Genomic DNA, 20,116 nt, shown 5'->3' on the forward strand with positions numbered 1-20,116 from the left:
TGAAGAAAATAGATAATAATTATAGATCATAAACAAGTGAGTGAGCAAAAGAAAGGGGGGGACGATAAAATGAGAGGCAGTAAATTGTCCCGGCTAGGCCAGCAGATGTTCTTCGTCGGACCTGCGGCGCTGTTTTTTGTCCTGATCATGGTGATACCCTTCCTGATGGGGATGTATTATTCGTTTACCGACTGGAATGGGGTATCCGGAAACGTCGCCTGGGTGGGATTCGATAACTTCAGCCGGATCTTTACGAACGACCCCGATTTCTGGTCGTCGTTCTGGTTTACCGTCCGGTTTACGGTGCTGGGGGTCGTGCTGACCAACGTAGTAGGGTTTTTCCTGGCGTATTTCCTGACTAAACCGCTGAAGACCCGCAATATGCTGCGGACGATCTTTTTTATGCCGAACGTAATCGGCGGTCTGCTGCTCGGTTTTATCTGGCAGTTTATCTTCATTAAAGGTTTCGCCACCATGGGTGAAATTACAGGCTGGTCGTTCTTCCAGCTGCCGTGGCTCGGCGATGCGACTACCGGCTTCTGGGCGATCGTGCTGGTGTTCATTTGGCAGTCTTCCGGTTATCTGATGGTCATTTATATCGCTTCACTGAGCAACGTGTCGCAAGAGGTGCTCGAAGCGGCGGAGATTGACGGAGCAAAAAGAGGACAAGTCCTTCGCAGTATCATCGTTCCGCTGATTATGCCCGCGGTTACCGTCTGCTTGTTCCTGGCGATATCCTGGTCCTTCAAAATGTTCGATCTGAACTTGTCCCTTACTAAAGGCGGACCATTCAAATCGACAGAATCCGTTGCAATGAACATTTACAACGAAGCCTTCCTGAATAACCGTTACGGCCTGGGAACCGCCAAAGCGCTGCTGTTCTTCGTCATTGTGGCGATCATTACGCTGGTTCAAGTCCGCCTGACGAAAAGCAAGGAGGTTGAAGCCTGATGAATGCCAAAGCAAAAGCCAGATGGAATATCGGCACAGAAGTGCTGATGATCCTCTTAGCGCTGCTGTTTCTATCACCGTTTTACTTTTTGCTGAGCAACTCGGTCAAATCATTTGGCGAAATCTTAAGCGATGCGGCCAGCTGGCCGAAAGAGTTCATATGGTCCAACTACGCCAATACCTGGAACCTAGCCCGCTTCACGGAAGCCTTCCGCAACTCGCTGATTATTACGGTTCTCAGCGTTGTGCTGATCTCGCTGATCAGCGCCATGGCGGCTTACCGGATGGTCCGCGCCAACTCGCGTTTTAACCGGATTTTCTTCCTGCTGCTGGTTGCGGCGATGGTTGTGCCGTTCCAGACGATCATGATTCCGATCCTGAAAATCGTTAACCTTATCGGCGTCAACAATAGTATTGGCGGTCTGATTATCACGTATCTGGGACTAAACGTTCCGATGGCCATCTTCCTGTTCCACGGATTTATCAAATCGGTTCCGCTGGAGATTGAAGAAGCGGCTACCGTGGACGGCTGCAACCCGTTCACCGTGTTTTTCCGGATTGTGCTTCCGCTCCTGAAGCCGATGCTGATGACAACGATCGTGCTGAACGCCCTGGGGGTCTGGAACGACTATCTGCTTCCGTCCCTGATTCTGCAGTCGCCCGAGCTGCGGACGATTCCGCTGGCAACGTTTTCGTTCTTCGGCCAGTACACGAAGCAGTGGGATTTGGCGCTGCCGGCCCTGGTGCTGGGCATCGCTCCGATTATCGCGTTTTACCTGCTGATGCAGCGTTACATTGTTGAGGGAGTAGCGGCGGGCTCGGTCAAAGGCTAATTGCCGGGCCCCCCCGTTCCATATAAATAACCGTTTTAACATTACAGCTTCAAAAAGTAGAGAGGGGATTCTATCATGAAGAAAAAGCGCACAGGAGTCATCCTGTCGGTTCTGCTGACCATGAGCATGCTGCTTGCCGCTTGCGGCGGAAACAATGCTGCAGGCAATAACGGCGCATCCACCGACGGTCAAAATGGAAGCGCTGGCAGCGGCGGCGAGGTGAAAACGGTTAAAATTTTCCAGTTCAAGACAGAGATTGTCGAAGGACTTAATGAACTGAAAACGGAATTCGAGAAAGAGCATCCGAACATTAAACTGGACATTCAAACGGTAGGCGGCGGTGCCGACTATGGCGCGGCGCTGAAAACAAAGTTTGCTTCCGGCGATGCTCCCGATATTTTCTCCAACGGCGGTTATGCGGAAATGGACACCTGGATGGAGAACCTGGAAGACCTGTCCGACCAGCCTTGGGTGAAAGATCTGATTCCTTTGGCTGCAGAACCGATGACCAAAGACGGTAAAGTGTACGGCATGCCGATGAACCTTGAAGGTATCGGATATGTCTACAACAAAGACCTGTTTGAAAAAGCCGGCATCACCGAAACGCCAAAAACCATCGGCCAATTGGAAGAAGCGGCGAAAAAACTGCAGGGAATCGGCGTAACACCGTTCGGCAACGCTTATCAGGAATGGTGGCTGCTGGGCAACCAAGGCATCAGCGTAGCTTTTGCTCAACAGGATGATGTTGATGGATTTATCAAAGGATTGAATGAAGGCACGGCCTCTATCGTAGGCAACGAACGCTTCCAGAAGTGGGCCGACCTGCTCCAGCTGACCGTGAAATACGGACAAAAGAACCCGCTGACGACTGACGCCAACACGCACCTGGCTATGTTCGCCAAAGGCGAAACAGCGATGATGCAGGAAGGCAACTGGGCGCAGACGCTGGTTGACAACATTACGCCAAACATGAACATCGGCATGTTCCCGATGCCGCTTGACGACAATGCGGAACGCAACGACAAAATGATGGTCGGCATTCCTGCCAACCTGGTTGTAAACAAAAACTCCGCCTCCAAGGAAGAAGCTAAAACATTCCTTAACTGGCTTGTTACTTCCGACATCGGCAAAGAGTATATCGTGAAAAAATGGAAGTTCATCCCGGCGCTGTCGACAATCAAAGCAACGCCAGAGGATATCGGCGCTCTGGGCGCAGACGTATTCAAATATGTGCAGGACGGCAAAGTTTACGGCCTGCAGTCTTCCAAGTTCCCGGACGGCGTAACCCAGGAATTCGCAAGCGTGATTCAGCAGTTCATCGCCGGACAAACGGACGTAAACGGCTGGATGAAGGGCATGCAGGACGCTTGGGATAAGCTGAAGAACTAACGAACCCGCGGCGGTTCAGCCTGAGGGAGGGTACAGCTTCACTTGTATCTAACTTGAACCCAAGATCCATATTTGAGTTAAAACCAGCATATTGTACACCAGGGGCGTTCCCGTTATCCGCTAGCTAGCTTGCGGGGGCGGGACGCCTTTTGCCGTTTTAGAGCCAATTCAAGCAGGGAGGGAATGCGGATGGAAGAGGTCAGCCGTCTGCGGGCCGGCGTTGATTATTACCCCGAGCATTGGGAAGAATCGCTGTGGGAACCGGATGTATTATTAATGAAGAAAAGCGGGGTACGGATCGTCAGGGTGGCCGAATTTGCCTGGAGCCGGATGGAGCCCCGGGAAGGTCAGTTTGATTTCGGCTGGCTGGACCGGGCGCTGGATCTGTTCCACCGGCACGGGCTGAAAGCCGTGCTTGGCACGCCGACTGCCACACCGCCGCGGTGGTTGACCCGCGCTTGCCCTGATGTGCTGCCGGTATTTGCCGGCGGCGAAGTGTTTCATCCGGGCGTGCGGGGCCACCGCTGCTATAACAGTCCGTCGCTGGCACGCTACGGCGGCCGGATTGTTGAACGGATGGCGGAGCGCTACGCGGATCACCCGGCGGTAATCGGGTGGCAGACAGACAACGAATTCGGGATGACGGACTGCCACTGCGCCGCATGTACGGAGGCTTTCCGCAGCTGGTTACGCGGCAAATACGGCACGGTGGAGGCGCTGAACCGGGAGTGGGGAACAGTCGTCTGGAGCGGAGAATACAGCGAATGGGAAGAGGTGAACACGCCGCTGGGCGGTTCGCCGCATCAAAATCCTTCGCTGCTGCTCGATTACGAGCGGTTCCAGTGGGATTCGGCGGCCGCGTTTCAAAAGCGGCAGATTGCCATTCTTCGCCGGTTGTGTCCGGAGCATGTTATGACGCATAACTTCCACTCCTATCCGCAGCGGCTGGATCTGCATCTGCTTGGGGAACCGCTTGATGTGGCGTCATTCGATTATTATCCGAACACGTCTCCCCGCAAGCAGGCGACCGCGCCTTACAGCGGCGCTTTGTCGCTGGATTTGACCCGGGGCATCAAGCGAAGAAATTTCTGGATCATGGAGCAGCTCAGCGGAGCTGCCGGCTGCTGGATGCCGATGTGGAGAACGCCGCATCCCGGCTTCATACGCGCTTATGCCTGGCAGGCGATCGCACGGGGCGCCGATACGGTGGTGCATTTCCGCTGGCGAAGCGCCACCGCCGGCGCCGAGCAGTTCTGGCACGGGCTGATTGACCACAGCAACGTCCCAGGCCGGCGTTTAGCTGAATTCGCCCGGTTCTGCGGCGAAGTGAACGCATTGGCGGGCAAGCTGGAGGGGACCGTCTTACGGAACGAAGCGGCAATCCTGTATTCAGCCGAGCAGCTGGCGGCGCTGCGCATCCAGCCCCAGGCGGCAGGAATGGACTACTACGAACACATCAAGCTTTATCACCGCGCGCTTACTAAGCAGGGGATCGGCTGCGATGTGGTAGACCTGCGGGCGCCGCTGGAGGATTATAAGCTGGTCATTGCACCTTCCCTCTATCTGCTGGACGAGTCCGTTGCCAAGTCGCTGACGGCTTATGCGGCGGGCGGCGGACGGCTGGTGCTGACCCACCGTACAGGCGTCAAACACGGGAATAATCAATGCGTGATGCTGCCGCTGCCGGGTCTGCTCGCCGAATGCGCCGGCGTTACGGTGGAGGAATACGACCCGCTTGGCGAAGAAACGATCCGGATCCGGAATAGGGAAGGGGAGCTGTACCGCTGCGGGCAGTGGTGCGACCTGCTGCGTCCCGTTACGGCCCGGCCGGCTGCCTGGTACGCTGAAGATTATTATGCGGGGACCCCAGCCGTGACAGTAAACGACTACGGCAGAGGAAAGGTCTACTATATTGGAACGCATGCGGAAGAAAGGTATTGGGCGAATTTAATTGGTGAAATTGCCGGTGAAGCCGGTGTAAACCGGATAGCCGGGCTGCCGGAAGGTGTTCAGGTCACGGTCCGTTCCGCCCCTTCGGGACAGTTTCTGTTCGTGCTCAATCTGAACCGGTCCGCGGCGGAGGTGCCGCTTCCTGAGGGAGGAACCAGCCTGCTGGACGGCTCGCGCAAAAGCGGGAAGCTTCAGCTTGAGCCGTACGGCGTGGAGATTCTGGAGTTATAGGAGAGCTTCGGATGGGATGCTCCGGGCGGAATCCCTCTGGGTGGAGCACTCTGGATGGAACGCTCCGACGGGGCATCCGGTGAAGCATTTCGGATGAGGCGTCGCGGATGGAACACTTTCGATGAAACGGACCGATGGGTCTCCGATGAAAGCCCTCGGGATGGTATTGGGCTGGGGTCTTCGTCTAATCGCTTAATGCAGCCGGCGAAACTGTTCCGGCGTTGTACCCGACTGCCTGCGGAAGGTGGCGACAAAATGGCTGGCGTCCCGGAAACCGGCAAGCGCGGAAATGGCTTTGACCGTCTGATCGGGGTAACGGACCAGCAGCTCTTTTGCCTTGCGGATGCGCAGCCGGACAAAATAAGCGTACGGCGACAGGTTGAAGGTCTGCAGAAACAGCGCGTTCAGGTATCTGCCCGACACGCCCAGCTGTGAAGCAAGGTCCTCCAGCCCGATGGAAGGGTCGCCGTAATTTGCCTCCATCCACTCCAGCAGCGGACGCAGCTTCAGCAGATTCCGGGAAACCGCCGTATTGTTCTGCAGGCGCCCGTATTTGGAAAGGGTGAGCAGAAAGCGGTACACCTCGGTGGAGGAATCGAGTCCGAACATATCGGGGGCCGTTTCGCGGCTGCGCAGCATACTTTCCAGCAGCCCTTCAAGCGGAGATTCCCGCTCCCACTGATAAAAAGCGGAGAGGTGTACGCCCAGCGATTTCAAAATCGCTTCGGCGGAAGCGCCGGCGAAAGTGATGTAATAACTGCTCCAGCGCCCGTTCTCCGCTTCGTATTCATGCGGCACGCCCGGCAGCAGCAGGACGCCGCTGCCGGGCGTCAGCGAATAGGTCCGTTCTTCAAACGAAAGCGCGCCGGAGCCTTCAAGTGTCTGAATCCAGTGATAGGTCGGGTAGCCCTCCCGGCGCACCACCCGCTCCTGCTCGGGGTTATATCCGATGCTGTCGACGGCAAGCGGAAGACCCTGCCCGCCTTCGTGGGCAAATTGGATTCTGCGGTATTCCAGTGTGTTCAATACAGCTCACTCCGTATTCAATTTTATTATATGTAGGGTCCAAAATATTATATTTAAAGCGGAACTACGTACGCTTACAATAAAAATATACTTATACTATAAAGGAAGTGTATACCTTGATCAACGATAGACTCCCAAAAATCTGGTACGGCGGCGACTACAACCCCGAGCAGTGGGACGCGCCTGTCTGGGCCGAAGATGACCGGATGTTCAAGCTGGCGGGAATTGACGTTGCGACAATCAACGTGTTCTCCTGGGCGATGATTCAGCCTTCCGAAGACGTTTACGATTTCACTTTCCTGGATGAGACAATGGACAGATTGCATAAAAATGGGGTTTATGTCTGCCTGGCCACGGCGACAGGCGCTCACCCTGCCTGGATGGCGCACCGTTACCCGGAGGTCACCCGCGTCGATGTCCAAGGCCGTAAGCGTAAATTCGGCGGACGGCACAACTCCAATCCAAACAGCCAGGTTTACCGCAAATATGCGGCGCTTCTGGCCGGGAAGCTGGCGGAGCGTTACAAGGATCATCCGGCGCTTGTCGCCTGGCATATTTCCAATGAATACGGCGGATACGACTACTCGGAGCAATCCGAAGCGGCTTTCCGCGTCTGGCTGAAAGAACGTTATGGAACAATGGAGGCGCTTAACAAGGCCTGGAATACCCGTTTTTGGGGCCACACGTTTTATGACTGGGACGAAATCGTGGTGCCAAACGAGCTGAGCGAGGAGTGGAACGGCAACCGGACGAACTTCCAGGGGATTTCGCTCGACTACAGACGTTTTATGTCGCACAGCCTGCTGGAATGCTACCGGCTTGAATACGACGCGATCCGCGAGCACAGCAAAGACGTGCCGATCACAACAAATTTGATGGGCTTTTACCCGGAGCTGGATTATTTTGAGTGGGCCAAATATATGGATGTCGTCTCCTGGGACAACTACCCGTCCCTTGATACGCCTGTAAGCTTTACGGCGATGACGCATGATCTCATGCGGGGCCTCAAAAACGGGCAGCCGTTTATGCTGATGGAGCAGACGCCAAGCCAGCAGAACTGGCAGCCGTACAACTCGCTTAAGCGCCCTGGTGTAATGCGGCTCTGGAGCTACCAGGCTGTTGCGCGCGGTGCGGATACGGTGATGTTCTTCCAGCTGCGCCGTTCGGTCGGCGCCTGCGAGAAATACCACGGCGCGGTGATCGAGCATGTGGGACATGAGAATACACGTGTGTTCCGCGAAAGCGCGGAGCTGGGTAAAGAGCTCCAGCTGCTTGGCGGCCAGCTGCTTGACGCCCGCAGCGCGGCAAAAATCGGGATTGTCTACGACTGGGAAAACCGCTGGGCGATCGAGCTGTCGAGCGGCCCTACGGTAGCGCTGAATTATGTGGATGAAATCCACAAATATTATGATGCGCTGTATCAGCAGAATATCGAAGCCGACATGATCGGCGTCGAAGAGCAGTTTGACCGTTATGAAATTGTGATTGCGCCGGTGATGTACATGGTGAAGCCGGGTTTTGCGGAAAAAGTAGAAGCATTCGTACGCCGCGGCGGAACGTTTGTAACAACCTTTTTCAGCGGCATCGTTAACGAAAACGATCTGGTTACGCTGGGCGGCTATCCTGGCGAACTGCGCAGCGTTCTGGGCATCTGGGCGGAGGAAATCGATGCGCTGCTGCCGGGGATGGGCAACCAAATCGTGATGGAACAGGCATGGGGAGGCTTGAACGGCTCCTATGAATGCGGAATCCTGTGCGATCTGATTCATACCGAAGGCGCGGAGACGCTGGCGCGTTTCGGCTCGGATTTCTATAAAGACATGCCGGCCGTGACGGTCAATAACTTTGGCGAAGGCCGGGCCTATTACATTGCTTCGAGTCCGGACGCAGCGTTCCTGCGCGGTTTCCTCGGCAAGCTGTGCGAAGACAAAGGGATTCGTCCGCTTGTGTCTGCGCCGGAAGGCCTGGAATCGGTACAGCGGGTAAAAGAAGGAGCGTCGTTCCTGTTCCTGCTGAATCATACGGCAGGCGAACTGTCGGCCGATATTGGAACCGGCGAGCGGCTGGACCTGTTGAGCGGGGACAAGGTTAGCGGATCGGTGACCGTTCCGGGACGGGGCGTTCGTATCCTGAAGGCGGAAGCTTAAAAATCAGACGCGGAGATTTGCACGATTTTTCGTAATTGCGAAGGTGAAATGTTAAAATTTCATATATATGAAACGGCGGAATCCTCCCTCGGAGGCCGCCGTTTTTTTAATTTCCAACTAATGGCGGATGCCCGGGTGGAAGGAACGCTGTTATAATTGCATTTATGCTTTTGCCCAAATTGAACAACAAGGAGAACGACACACTTGCCATCTAACGAACCGCAAGGGGGACCCGTCAGGCATTTGCTGGTTACGGGATACCGGGCGCATGAACTGGGGATTTACGACAGCAAGCATCCTGGTATTCCATGGATAAAAAAAGCGCTCGCGAACCGGTTGATTCCGTTGGTGGAGGAAGGACTGGAATGGGTGATTACACCCGGCCAGTACGGTGTCGATCTTTGGGCCGGCGAAGTGGTGCTTGAGTTAAAACAACAATATCCGCACCTGAAACTGGGGATCATTACGGCGCACGCCGGTCCGGAAGAGAAATGGAAGGAGGAAAAACAGGAGGAGTATCGGCGCGTCACCGCCAGTGCGGATTATTACGGCGCGGTCAGCAACCGTCCTTATGAAGGAAGCTGGCAGTTTCGGGCAAGAGACGATCTTCTGTTCCGCAAGACCGAAGGCATTCTGCTGTTCTATGACGACGAAGCTGCCGGAGGAAGCCCGAAATATACCAAAGAACGGGCGGAGAAGCTGCGGGAGACGCGGGATTACGCGGTGTATATTATGCGCAGCGAAGAGGTGCAGAGCCTGGCGGATGATGCACAGTGGGATACATAGAGTGGAACCGCAGGGGGAATATCCCAAGGAAAATGTTACATGGCCTCTGCATATGGTTAATAGAAAACGTGTGACTAAATTTTATAAAGAGATCTAGGAGGAAATTAAATTGAAGAAATGGACGGCAGCAATTCTGGGGGCAGTTCTGACAGCAAGCATCACAGCATGTGGAAATAACGAAGGCGGAAACAACGCTCCTGCGGCAAGCAGCGCACCAGCAGCTACAGCACCAGCGGGATCGGCGGCACCTGCGGCAAGTCCGGCAGCGGAAGCTTCCGCGGCACCTGCGGCGCAAACCTCCGGTGTACCTACAGTTGAAGAACTGATCACCAAAGCAACGGAAGCAGGCCAAGACCTGAAGAGCTTCCAGATGGATATGACGACCGCTCAGAACATCAAAGTGACCCAAGGCGAGCAGTCGCAAGAGATGAAGACTAACATGAAGACGAAGTCCGACTTCACCAAAGAACCGATGATGATGCATCAGACGGTGACGATGACCGATCCTACGGGTCAAGGCGGAGCCGACATTGAGATGGAACAATACATGACCAAAGACGGCGTGTACTCCAAAACCAATGGACAATGGATGAAGCTTCCGTCTTCCATGACAGCTCAATTGACGAAGACGCTGGAGCAATCGGTGAACCCGTCCGCACAGCTTGAACAGTTCAAGACGATTACAGACAGCTCCAAAGTGACCGAAGAAGGCGATAGCTATGTGCTGACCGCTGACGTGTCGGGCGACCAGGTGAAAGAGCTGGCGAAAAGCTACATGAACCAAAGCAGCAGCAGCAACGAGCAAATGGCTGCAATGATGGATCAAATGAACATCAAGAGCATGAAGATCGTATACGGCGTGAACAAAGAAACTTACCTGCCTACATTGACCAATGTAGTAATGGTTATGGACATGAGCGCGGAAGGACAGTCCATCAACCTGGATATGAACATTGAGAGCACCATTTCCAAGCACAACGAAGTTGCGGAAATCAAAGTGCCTGACGAAGCGCTGAAGGCTCAGGAAGCGCAAATGCCAGCAGCCGGAACCGGAACAACAACGGCACCTGCCGCACAATAAGAAGGACGTTTGCGCGGCTGCCAGCAGCCGCAAGCTCGTCTAAAATAAGCGCCGGATCGCGTTTGTGACAACATACACAACAGCGCGCCGGGGTGCGGGAGGTTCCCGCGGTCCACAACCGTCCACCCTATGGGGAGGGCGGTTGTTTATTTTGAGGGCCATTGCGGAATCTGCCAGATTAACCGTTTACAGGCTGAATAACACGTGTTATATTAGCGGTGAGGTGGAGTCATTGAGCAGAAAAAGAGTCACCAGTTTCGATGTGGCCAAACTAGCCGGCGTATCCCGCAGCGTGGTGTCGGCGGTGCTGAACGACACGCAGGGGATCGGTGTCAGCAGTGAGAAGCGGGAGGCGGTGCTGGCGGCGATCCGGGAGCTGAACTACCATGTGGACGCGCAGGCGAGGGCGATGAAGACCGGGCAAAGCCGCAGCATCGCCGCTTTTGGCGATATCCGCAACCCGCTGTTTCTCCAGGTGCTGGAAGGGATGCAGCGGACCTGCGGCGAGCGGGGCTACCACCTGCTGATCAGCGGCCAGGGCGGACAGGAGGAAGGAAGATCCGAGCTGATTAAGCTGTTCCTGGCCAGAAAAATCGACGGGATTGTGTCGCTGGATAAAGTAAGTTATGCCGATGAGGCGTGGCTGGAGGAAGTCCGGCAGTCCCGGGTGCCGTATGTGTCGGTGGAAGGGTATGCCGAAACGGCGGGTGTGGTTTCGGTATTGGCCGATTACCGGCGCAGTGTCACCGATCTGCTGGATATTCTTCATCCGCCGGAACGGGGAGGCGAGCTGCCGGTTTATATTCAGCTGTATCATGGCGGCAGCCGGGAGAACTGGGCCGAACGGGGCCGTGAGGAGGCATACCGGGACTGGTGTGCCGCGAGGGGAGCCGATCCGGTGATCTTTCCGGTTGAAGAACGGAGGCCGGACGCGGTGCTGACGCTGGTTCAGGACCTGGCGCAGCGGTCTATCGGCATCCCGGTCCTGCTCTGCAACTGGTCAGCGGGCGCGATTGCGGTATACCGGGCGGCGCATACGCTCGGCCTTGAAGTCGGCAGAGCGATTCGGGTTGCCGCAGCGGACAATACGCTCAGGGCGGCAAGCCATCTCGTTCCCCGGCTAAGTGCGATGGAAATTCCGTATGTCCGGATGGGCGAGCAGGCGGTAACCTGCCTGCTGGAGATGCTCGAAGGTCATAAAAACGTCAGGGAAATTGATGCGCCGGGCGGGTTTAGGACTAGGGAGGAAGGAGCTGACCCAGCCGGAGCTGGCGCAGAATCCGCGCAAAAATATTGGCTGTATGCGGATTATCTGCCGGGTGAAAGCTGTTAGGGCGGCAAGGCGGAAGGAGGAAGGTGGCGAAGCCCCTCCTCAGCCGGCCGGGAAGGAGCGCGAGCAGGACTCTTTTTTTAACTGGTTATAACACGTGTTATATAGGAAATGGAGGGTGAAAATTATGTTTTGGACGGAAGACAAAATTCAGAAGCGCATTAACGAGCTGGAACCGTATCGCTACCGGGAGGCTGTAGTTTTGGGGGAATGGGCTTCGCAGACGGATGAGACACCGGGAAATGGCGTTAAGCCGCCAGCTCCGGATGAGGGGAACTGGGGAACGCTGCGGCTGGGGGAGCGCTGGAAAGGCCGCGATCTGTACGTCTGGGTCCGGAAAACGGTGGAGGTTCCGGCGGCTTGGGCGGGCCGCACCATTGTCGGTGTTTTTGATTTCGGCAAAACAGGCGGGGGCAATAACAGCGGTTTTGAGTCGCTGCTGTACCTGAATGGCGAGCCGTACCAGGGGGTGGATTCGAATCACCTGGAAGTGTTTCTCCCGGAAGGCAGCGCGGGACGGCAGTTGGACTTCTGTTTCCGGGTATGGTCCGGACTGGAAGGCGGCGGCGTCCCAACGGAACAGGAGCACTGCTTCCGCCGGGCGGAGCTGGCCTGCCTGGACGAAGCGGCGGACGATCTGTACTATACGGGCAGAGCCGCTTTACATACCGCGCTGGCGCTTGAGTCCGCTCAGCCGGAACGCCAGGAGCTGCTGATGGCCGCCGACCGGGCGATCCGGGTGATCGACTGGTCGCGTCCGGGATCGGAGGTATTTTATGCGAGTGTGGCCGAGGCCGCCGAAACTTTGCGGACCGCCGTGTCTGGCTGGGAAAAACGCCACGCCGTCACGGTCCGCTGCATCGGGCATACGCACATCGACGTCGCCTGGCTGTGGAGGCTGACGCATACGCGCGAAAAAGCGGCGCGGTCTTTCTCCACGGTGCTGCGGCTCATGGAGCGGTTTCCCGAATATGTCTTCCTACAGACGCAGCCGCAGCTGTACGAATATATCAAGCAGGACTATCCGCAGATCTATGAGCAGATCCAAGCCAGGGTTGCCGAAGGCCGCTGGGAGGCCGGCGGCGCAATGTGGTTGGAAGCCGACTGCAACCTGACGTCGGGCGAGTCGCTGGTCCGCCAGATTTTGTACGGAACCCGTTTCCTGGAAGGGGAATTTGGGGTGGAATGCACCTACTTGTGGCTGCCTGACGTCTTCGGCTACAGCTGGGCGCTGCCGCAGATTTTGAAGAAATCCGGAATCGATACGTTCATGACCACCAAAATCAGCTGGAACCAGTACAACCGCATGCCGCACGACACCTTCCGCTGGCGCGGGATCGACGGCTCCGAGGTGCTGACTCATTTCATTACCACACCGGAGGGGCCAAAATCCACAAATTGGTGGTACACCTATAACGGCCTAATCGAGCCGTATTCCGTCAAAGGGATTTGGGACGCGTACCGGGACAAGGAAGTGAACCGCGAACTGCTGCTCTCCTACGGGTACGGCGACGGGGGCGGCGGCGTGAACCGCGAGATGCTGGAAATGCGCCGGCGGCTGGACACGATGCCGGGACTGCCGCATGTGACAACAGGACGGGCGGATGATTATTTTGCCCAATTGCAGCAAACGGTGAAGGAAACCGACCGGTATGTCCATACCTGGGACGGCGAGCTGTACCTGGAGTATCACCGGGGAACTTACACAAGTCAGGCGTATAACAAAAAAATGAACCGCAAGCTGGAGCTGCTCTACCGGGACAGCGAGTGGCTGCAGTCGCTGCGGGCGGTGGAATCGGGCGCCTGGGACGCTTATCCGCAGGAGCAGCTGTACGACGGGTGGCGCACAATTTTGCGCAACCAGTTCCACGACATCATTCCCGGATCGTCGATCCGCGAAGTGTACGAGGACAGCCGGGCGGAATATGAAGCAGCCGAGGCGAACGGCTGGGCCGCATGGGAAGCGGCGGCTGAGGTGCTGGCTGTTCCCGGAGACCGGATTCAGCAGAATAACAGCCGCTTTTTTACGGTATTTAACAGCGCCGGGCATGCACGCGCCGATCTGGCGGAGATTGCTGCGGACGGACTGGATGAAGGCGGCGGCTGGGTCAGCGACAGCGGGGAGCGTCTGACGGCGGTTTGGCAGGATGGCCGCTGGCTCGTGCGGACGCCGTCTCTTCCGCCGCAGAGCGGAAGAACGTTGACCTGGCAGCCGGGCGAGCCGGCTCCAGAGCCCGCCGCTCCGTTTGAATATGCGGAAGGCAGCCTGAAGACGCCGCATTACCAGATTTGCTGGAACGAATCGGGACAGCTGACCCGTATTTATGACGTGACGGCGGAACGCGAGGTGCTCGCGGAGGGAGAACGGGGCAATGTGCTGCAGGTATTCGAAGACAAACCCAAAAGTTTTGAAGCCTGGGATATCGACCTGTTCTATCAGGAAAAAGTACGCGAGATCCAAGATCTGAAGTCGGTCTCCCTGACGGAGAGCAATGCGCTGCGTGCAGTCGTCCGGTTTGAGTGGGCTTATATGGACTCCCGGATCACCCAGGATTTGACCGTGTATGCGGACAGCCGCCGGATCGACTTCCGGACCGAAGCGGACTGGCGGGAGCCGCAGCAGCTGCTGAAAACCGCTTTTCCGGTCTCCGTCCGTGCAACGGAAGCGACGTACGATATTCAATTCGGCAACGTGAAGCGGCCGACGCACTGGAATACTAGCTGGGATTATGCGCGGTTCGAGACGGTAGGCCACCAGTGGGCCGATCTGTCCGAGCGGGGGTACGGCGTCAGCCTGCTGAACGACTGCAAATACGGCTATGACGTCAAAAACCATGTGCTCCGTCTGTCGCTGATCAAATCGGCCACCTATCCCGATCCGCACGCGGACCAAGGTCATCACTCCTTCACTTATGCGCTGTATCCGCACCAGGGAGACTGGGTGGAAGGCCATACGGTTGAGGAGGCGTGGGCGCTGAACAACCCGCTCCGGCCGGTGGCGGGAGAGCTTGCTTTTCCGGGACGTTCGCTGCTGAAGCTGGATGCCGGCAATGTATTCATCGACTGTGTAAAAAAAGCCGAAGACAGCAGCCGCTTGCTGGTCCGTCTGCATGAGTATACGGGAGCGCGCGGCCGGGTAACCTTGAGCAGCGACTTCCAGATCCGGTCTTGGCAGGAGACCGACCTGCGTGAACGGCCGGTCGGCGAGCAAACGGAAGACACGGCTGTTGCATTCGACATCCGGCCGTACGAGATCAAAACCTTTGTTCTGGATTTGGCCCGCTAAACGGGCGGGTTTCAGGCGGTATCCTCTCAGAAGAACCAACTGGGAAGCCTGACATGGAAGCCAAACATCGAAGCCAAACATCAAAGCCTAACATCGAAGCCTAACATCGAAGTCTAACATGGAAGCTGACCTGGAAGCTTAACCTGGAAGCCTACTAACCCGAAAGCCTAACCTCTAACCCGGGTAAGCCAGGTTGGATTGGTTAAATCAGATTTGGGAGGTTGGATTGGCAAGGGCAGGGACGTAGAACGAATCGGGAAATTGCAGCGGGGTAACACAGATCCATTAAAAACGAAGGCCGCCCGGTCAAGGTGAAACTCCTTGACCAGGCGGCCTGTTTGACGTTATAAACATGCCGGAATAAAATGACAGCAGCCCGCAGCTTGGCGGTATCCGTCATCGATCCGAATCATTGCAGAAACCGGTATGCGCCGCTGACGATTAGAACGGTGAAAAGCTGCTGAACATGCCCATGGCTGCACCCGCAACCGCGGAGACGATCAGCCGGTAGAACAGATAACCTGTCACGGCGTTTGCCAAAAAGACGGCGAATACCGTGTCCAGCGCTCCCGGGTTTTTCCCGAGCGGATAATGGTAAAGCAGCGTGTTCATGGCCACAAATACAAATAAATACCCGAGCAGCAGCAGCGTAAGCGACAGCGAGTAGAGGTTGATCGCCAAAAACAAGATGGACAGCACCAGCAGCGCCGCGGCAGGAACCAGCAGGGTGCCGAACTGGGCAAGCAGCATCCGCGGAGCCGCGCTGATACGCTCCATCCGCAATAAGAGGTACACCGCGCCAAAGGCAACCACTAAACCAAGGGCGGTCAGCAGCAGCGGAGTGACGAATCCGGGGCCAAAGACGGAGTTCACCTCCCACTTACTGAACAAAACAAGGTAGTATAATGCGGACAGTACCGCAACGATACCCATCGTGATCGCCGCGTTGTTCATTTGGCGGCCGTCTACGTTCCGCATCGTGCGGTACGGCTTCAGCAGCGCGCCCATAAAGTAGCCCGAATATTGCTTGCCAGCCTGGCGGGCCTGCTGCACCCGTTCATGATTTTTTAGCGCATTCCATTGTTCCGCGGGAGATTGCCGGTCCGGATCATTGGGGGGACGCTGGGGGTCGGGTCCGGTTGGACCCATTCCTGGATTACCCATTTCTTCATTCCTCCTGGGGGATAGTTAGGGAATTCTCACTGGTCACAGTATAGCGTGAACCGGCAAGGACTTCCAGATAAAAAGCCGAACCCGGCCCGATTTGCGCGCCAAAAGAAGCGGTTATACCCGCTGGTCTGTATCCAAGCGGTACAGAATCTGTGTGCCGTATGCCGGACATCAGCCAGCAATCAGACAGCAATCAGCCGCGGGCCGTACAAACTGGCGCACAGCTGCATTACTCCGATTTGCGGACAAATCCCTCTTCGTCAAAATAGGCCAAGGCCTCATCTTTTGTCTCGAACACCATTTCCAGGCTGAGGCCGGAGTAGACATACCACAGATCGTCTTCCCGTTTCAGGGTGAGCAGGGCGCCTTCCTCGTTAATCCAGAGCGCGTCTTCCTTACGGGAGCGCTTTTTGGAGGGGGCTGGGGCTTCCGGCTCCGGCGGCTCGGCGGACAGGGCTTCCAGTGCAGCATCCAGCAGCGTCCGCAGCGCGTCTTCGGTGAAGTCGCGGATGTTCACCATGCCTTTCGCATCCGTCTCATATCCGTCGAGCAGTCCGGCGTACACATAGCCGTTGCCGTTCGGGTGAAGATGATAGGCGACGGTCTTTTTTTCATGCCGGCTGCCTTCAAAATGATAATTGACCCGTCCAAGCGACACGTCCCTGCGCTCCAGCTGAGGGTACGAGTCGAGAACAGCCAGTTTTTGTTCAAACGTAAGCATAGTCAAGTCCTTTCGGTAATGGAATGGTCTGCCAGCCGATTATACCATAAAGGCACGACTGGTATTGACAGGTAACGACAGGTCCTTTAGCGGCGGTTTGGCTTTGGCCCCGGCCTGCCGCTGATGCCATTAACGTAAACCGTAATGCGTCAGAGCCGCCAAGATACGTGTTGCTCAGCGGCTGAGCGGCAGGGTGAGCGCAAATCTGCAGCCTTGTCCGTCATCCGGGCGCAATTCAAGGGCTCCGCCCATCGCTTCCGCCAGCAGACGGCTGAAGGTCAGACCTAGACCGAGGCCGCGCGGAGCTGTTTTGCGGGCGCCAGAGCTGAAAAACGCCTCGAAAATCCGCTCCCGGTTCTCCGGCGGGACGCCCGGGCCGTTGTCGGCGATGCAGATTTCCGCTTCGCCCTGTTCCGCCGCCGTCAGCACCGCGCGCAGCCGGACAGGCGTGCCCGGGGGAGCGGCCTGCACCGCGTTGTTCAGCAGATTAACGATAATCTGCTGAATCCGCAGCGCGTCGCCACCGATCAAGACGGGCCCCTCCGGCAGCTCCACTTCCGGCTCCAGCACATGCGCGGGCTGGGTCAGCTTCCACTGGTAGACGATCTCCGCCAGCAGCGGTCCTGCTTCCAGTTTGTCCCGGCGGACCGATACCATACCGGCCGTCAGCGCATTGTAGTCCAGCAGATCGGCGACCATCCGCTGCAGCCGCTCCGTCTCGTGGAGGGCGGTATCAAGAAATTCCTCGGCTTCGGCCCCTTCGACGACCCCTTCCCGCACCGCATGGACCAGGCCTTTAATTGAGGTGACAGGAGTCTTCAACTCATGCGAGACGCCCGCCAGCATAACGGCCCGCGAGTGCTCGAACTGGCGCAGCTTGCCCGCCATCTCCCGGAACGAGACGAGCAACTCGTGAATCTCCCGTTCTTTGGCGTCCGCGTTCAGCCGGATGTCATATTGTCCGGCGCTGATCTGCGACGCGGCCGCGGCTACCCGCTGAATCGGCTTTGCCAGCTTGCGGGACAGCAGATAAATGGTCAGCCAGCTGAGAACGATCAGAAACAGCAGGAGCACCGCAAAAAAGCGGATTTCCTCCTGCGGAATGTACCGGAGCGCTTTTTTCGATTGAAGAACGTAGACGATTCCCAGGCTTCCGTCCGGACCGATCCCCGCTGTAGCAGCCTTAAACTCGGGACTGCGGGCGTCGCTGCGGTTGTCATTCAGCTTATGCTCCATCTCGTCCTGCGTCAGCAGCGGCATAGAAAAGATAAGCCGATCCTGGCCGTCGGCAACAATAACGCACATTTCCGCGGTCAGCTTAAAAAAACGTTTGCGGTCCTCAATCAAATGGACCAGTCCCGCAGGAACCCTCAGTTGTCCGTCCTCGCCCACCGTCCGGTCGGCGATTTCCTGGGCCATGAGGCCGGTGGTCTGCATCCGGTTGGACATCGCTTCTTCCCGGATCCACCAGAAGGTGGCCGCCGCAGCCAGCAGCAGGCCGATGCTGATGATGATTAAATACCGGATCGTCCAGTAAGAAAGGATGGAGGTCCGGCGTGTCAATTTGCCCATAGCTGATACCCCGTTCCCCGCAGCGTGCGGATTTCGCCTTCGGAAGCCGGCCAATGCGTCAGCGCTTGGCGCAGCCGTTTGACAGACAGATCCACCGCCCGGTCGCTGCCGTCGTAATCCATGCCCCATACCTGATCGATCAGCTGCTCCCGCGTACAAATCTGGTTGGGACGTTCGGCGAGGAACAGCAGCAGCGACAGGTCGCGTGGACTTAAGTTCACTTCCGCGCCGTTCAGGAACACACTGCGCGCGCTGTAATCAACAAGCAGGCTGCCGAAGTGCCGTTTGCGGCTGCCGTCCGTCCACTGCGAAGGACGGCGGAGCACCGCCTGAACGCGTGCAACAACCTCCTCGGGCACAAAAGGTTTCGTCATGTAGTCGTCCGCGCCGCCGTTCAGCCCGCCCAGCCGGTCGCCGATGGCGTCGCGTGCGGTCAGCATGATGACGGGACAGCTGCTTTTTGCGCGGATCGTCTGCAGCAGTTCGAAGCCGTCGGTGTCCGGAAGCATGATGTCGAGCAGGATCAGCGACGGCGGGGAGCGGTGGAACAACTCCAGCGCGGACTGTCCGTCGGCTGCGCGTTCGGTGTGAAAGCCCGCTTTTTTCAAATAAGCTGCCAGCACGCGTGCAATGGCTTCTTCGTCTTCTACAATTAGAATGGTCTTCAACGCTTGTGTTCCTCCCTGCCGTCGCTGGGGTGTCCTGTCTATTCGTCCCCGCGGTATTTAAAATTATGAACAAGTGTACCACAAACCGGGCGGCCCCGCTTTGACATCTTCCCGACACATTCCCCTGCTAGAATGGGGTTCGGACAAGAGTGCCGATACCTTGAGCTGGAGGGGAAAGACGATGAAGAAAAAACAATGGGCAGTACTGATCGGCGGGATCCTCGCCGCGCTGGGACTCACCGGCTACATCTTGCTGGACCGGACGACGGGAAACAACGTGGAAATCGAAAGCGTGTTGCCCGCGCAGACGCAAGGGGCTGAAGCCCAAACAGCGGATGCGGCGCCAGCCGCTTCGGCTGTAGCGCCCGATGAACTGAACGGCGAATGGAACATCGCCGAAGGCTCCAAAGTCTATTGGTCCGTAACGACATCGAGAGAAACGGTGAATTTTGTAAATGAAGGCGTGCAGGGCTCGTGGACGGTTAACGTAAGCGACAGCGCGGCCATGAAGGGAGAAGGCCGGGTCGACATGAGCCGGTTGGACTCGGGGAACGCGCAGCGGGACGAGCATGTGAAGCAGGCTGATTTTTTTGATGTAGCGGCGTATCCGGAAGCGACGTTTACTGCCACTTCATTTTCCGCTTTACCTGCGGAGTGGACGGAAGGAACCTCCGTACCGGTGGAAATGAAAGGAACGATGACGGTTAGGGGAGTCGAGAAGGAAGTGGTTTTTCAAACAGAAGCGGCGTACAGCGGCGGACAGCTGATGCTGTCGGGTACGACGACGGTAACCTTCTCCGATTTTGGCTTGACGAATCCGCACAGCATTGTGCTGGAGACGGAAAACGAACTGGAGGTCCGGCTTGAACTGGTTTTGGCCAAACAATAAGCGAAGCACAGCCCGCGGCGGATTTACGCCGCGGTTTTTTTAGTTTATTAAGTTGATTTTACAGGGGAACAAGAATACTCTACATA

The 20,116-nt window shown here is 56.7% G+C and carries 15 protein-coding genes; 10 read left to right on the forward strand and 5 right to left on the reverse strand.

What is annotated here, in order from left to right; translation table 11 throughout:
• Positions 1-69 precede the first annotated feature (69 nt).
• From ACE6ED_RS19640 to ACE6ED_RS19655, 4 genes are all read left to right on the forward strand, one after another.
• Positions 70-951 carry a carbohydrate ABC transporter permease gene (locus tag ACE6ED_RS19640; RefSeq protein WP_410828956.1) on the forward strand — a complete coding sequence of 294 codons (882 nt, stop codon included), beginning with the start codon at positions 70-72 and terminating at the stop codon, positions 949-951.
• Positions 951-1,784 (forward strand): carbohydrate ABC transporter permease, encoded by an 834-nt coding sequence (locus tag ACE6ED_RS19645; protein ID WP_410828958.1) that lies wholly within the window; start codon positions 951-953, stop codon positions 1,782-1,784. The genes ACE6ED_RS19640 and ACE6ED_RS19645 overlap by 1 nt, the downstream gene beginning before the upstream one ends.
• A 75-nt stretch (positions 1,785-1,859) precedes the next feature.
• The gene (locus tag ACE6ED_RS19650; RefSeq protein WP_410828959.1) at positions 1,860-3,173 is read left to right on the forward strand and encodes an ABC transporter substrate-binding protein; all 1,314 of its coding nucleotides are present in this window, start codon (positions 1,860-1,862) and stop codon (positions 3,171-3,173) included.
• Positions 3,174-3,362: 189 nt separating this feature from the next.
• A complete protein-coding gene (locus ACE6ED_RS19655; RefSeq protein ID WP_410828961.1) occupies positions 3,363-5,354 on the forward strand; it encodes a beta-galactosidase in 1,992 nt (663 codons plus the stop codon).
• Positions 5,355-5,546: 192 nt separating this feature from the next.
• Here ACE6ED_RS19655 and ACE6ED_RS19660 read toward each other — a convergent pair whose 3' ends face one another.
• Positions 5,547-6,380, reverse strand: a complete 834-nt coding sequence (locus tag ACE6ED_RS19660; protein WP_410828963.1) for an AraC family transcriptional regulator — start codon at positions 6,378-6,380, stop codon at positions 5,547-5,549.
• Between the two features lie 116 nt (positions 6,381-6,496).
• Between ACE6ED_RS19660 and ACE6ED_RS19665 the strand changes: the two genes are divergently transcribed.
• From ACE6ED_RS19665 to ACE6ED_RS19685, 5 genes are all read left to right on the forward strand, one after another.
• Positions 6,497-8,527, forward strand: coding sequence for a beta-galactosidase (locus ACE6ED_RS19665; protein ID WP_410828965.1), 2,031 nt, complete (start codon positions 6,497-6,499; stop codon positions 8,525-8,527).
• A 204-nt stretch (positions 8,528-8,731) separates the two neighbouring features.
• A complete protein-coding gene (locus ACE6ED_RS19670; RefSeq protein ID WP_410828967.1) occupies positions 8,732-9,313 on the forward strand; it encodes a DUF1273 domain-containing protein in 582 nt (193 codons plus the stop codon).
• A gap of 109 nt (positions 9,314-9,422) precedes the next feature.
• Positions 9,423-10,394, forward strand: a complete 972-nt coding sequence (locus ACE6ED_RS19675) for a DUF6612 family protein (RefSeq protein ID WP_410828968.1) — start codon at positions 9,423-9,425, stop codon at positions 10,392-10,394.
• Positions 10,395-10,617: 223 nt separating this feature from the next.
• Positions 10,618-11,727: a LacI family DNA-binding transcriptional regulator gene (locus ACE6ED_RS19680; RefSeq protein ID WP_410829016.1), complete on the forward strand. Its 1,110-nt coding sequence runs from the start codon at positions 10,618-10,620 to the stop codon at positions 11,725-11,727.
• A gap of 124 nt (positions 11,728-11,851) precedes the next feature.
• The gene (locus ACE6ED_RS19685; protein WP_410828970.1) at positions 11,852-15,010 is read left to right on the forward strand and encodes an alpha-mannosidase; all 3,159 of its coding nucleotides are present in this window, start codon (positions 11,852-11,854) and stop codon (positions 15,008-15,010) included.
• A 441-nt stretch (positions 15,011-15,451) separates the two neighbouring features.
• On the opposite strand, the gene ACE6ED_RS19690 is transcribed toward ACE6ED_RS19685, so the two are convergent.
• From ACE6ED_RS19690 to ACE6ED_RS19705, 4 genes are all read right to left on the reverse strand, one after another.
• Positions 15,452-16,174: a hypothetical protein gene (locus ACE6ED_RS19690; protein ID WP_410828972.1), complete on the reverse strand. Its 723-nt coding sequence runs from the start codon at positions 16,172-16,174 to the stop codon at positions 15,452-15,454.
• A gap of 235 nt (positions 16,175-16,409) precedes the next feature.
• Positions 16,410-16,901 carry a hypothetical protein gene (locus tag ACE6ED_RS19695; protein WP_410828974.1) on the reverse strand — a complete coding sequence of 164 codons (492 nt, stop codon included), beginning with the start codon at positions 16,899-16,901 and terminating at the stop codon, positions 16,410-16,412.
• A 174-nt stretch (positions 16,902-17,075) separates the two neighbouring features.
• Positions 17,076-18,473: a HAMP domain-containing sensor histidine kinase gene (locus ACE6ED_RS19700; RefSeq protein WP_410828975.1), complete on the reverse strand. Its 1,398-nt coding sequence runs from the start codon at positions 18,471-18,473 to the stop codon at positions 17,076-17,078.
• Positions 18,461-19,141 (reverse strand): response regulator transcription factor, encoded by a 681-nt coding sequence (locus ACE6ED_RS19705; RefSeq protein ID WP_410828977.1) that lies wholly within the window; start codon positions 19,139-19,141, stop codon positions 18,461-18,463. The genes ACE6ED_RS19700 and ACE6ED_RS19705 overlap by 13 nt, the downstream gene beginning before the upstream one ends.
• Before the next feature lie 181 nt (positions 19,142-19,322).
• On the opposite strand from ACE6ED_RS19705, the gene ACE6ED_RS19710 reads away from it, so the two are divergent.
• Complete coding sequence (locus tag ACE6ED_RS19710; RefSeq protein ID WP_410828979.1) at positions 19,323-20,030, forward strand: YceI family protein; 708 nt, start codon at positions 19,323-19,325, stop codon at positions 20,028-20,030.
• Positions 20,031-20,116 lie beyond the last annotated feature (86 nt).

The sequence above is a fragment of the Paenibacillus nanchangensis genome, assembly GCF_046543445.1.
In the GTDB taxonomy this organism is placed as follows: Bacteria; Bacillota; Bacilli; order Paenibacillales; family Paenibacillaceae; genus Paenibacillus_AQ; species Paenibacillus_AQ nanchangensis.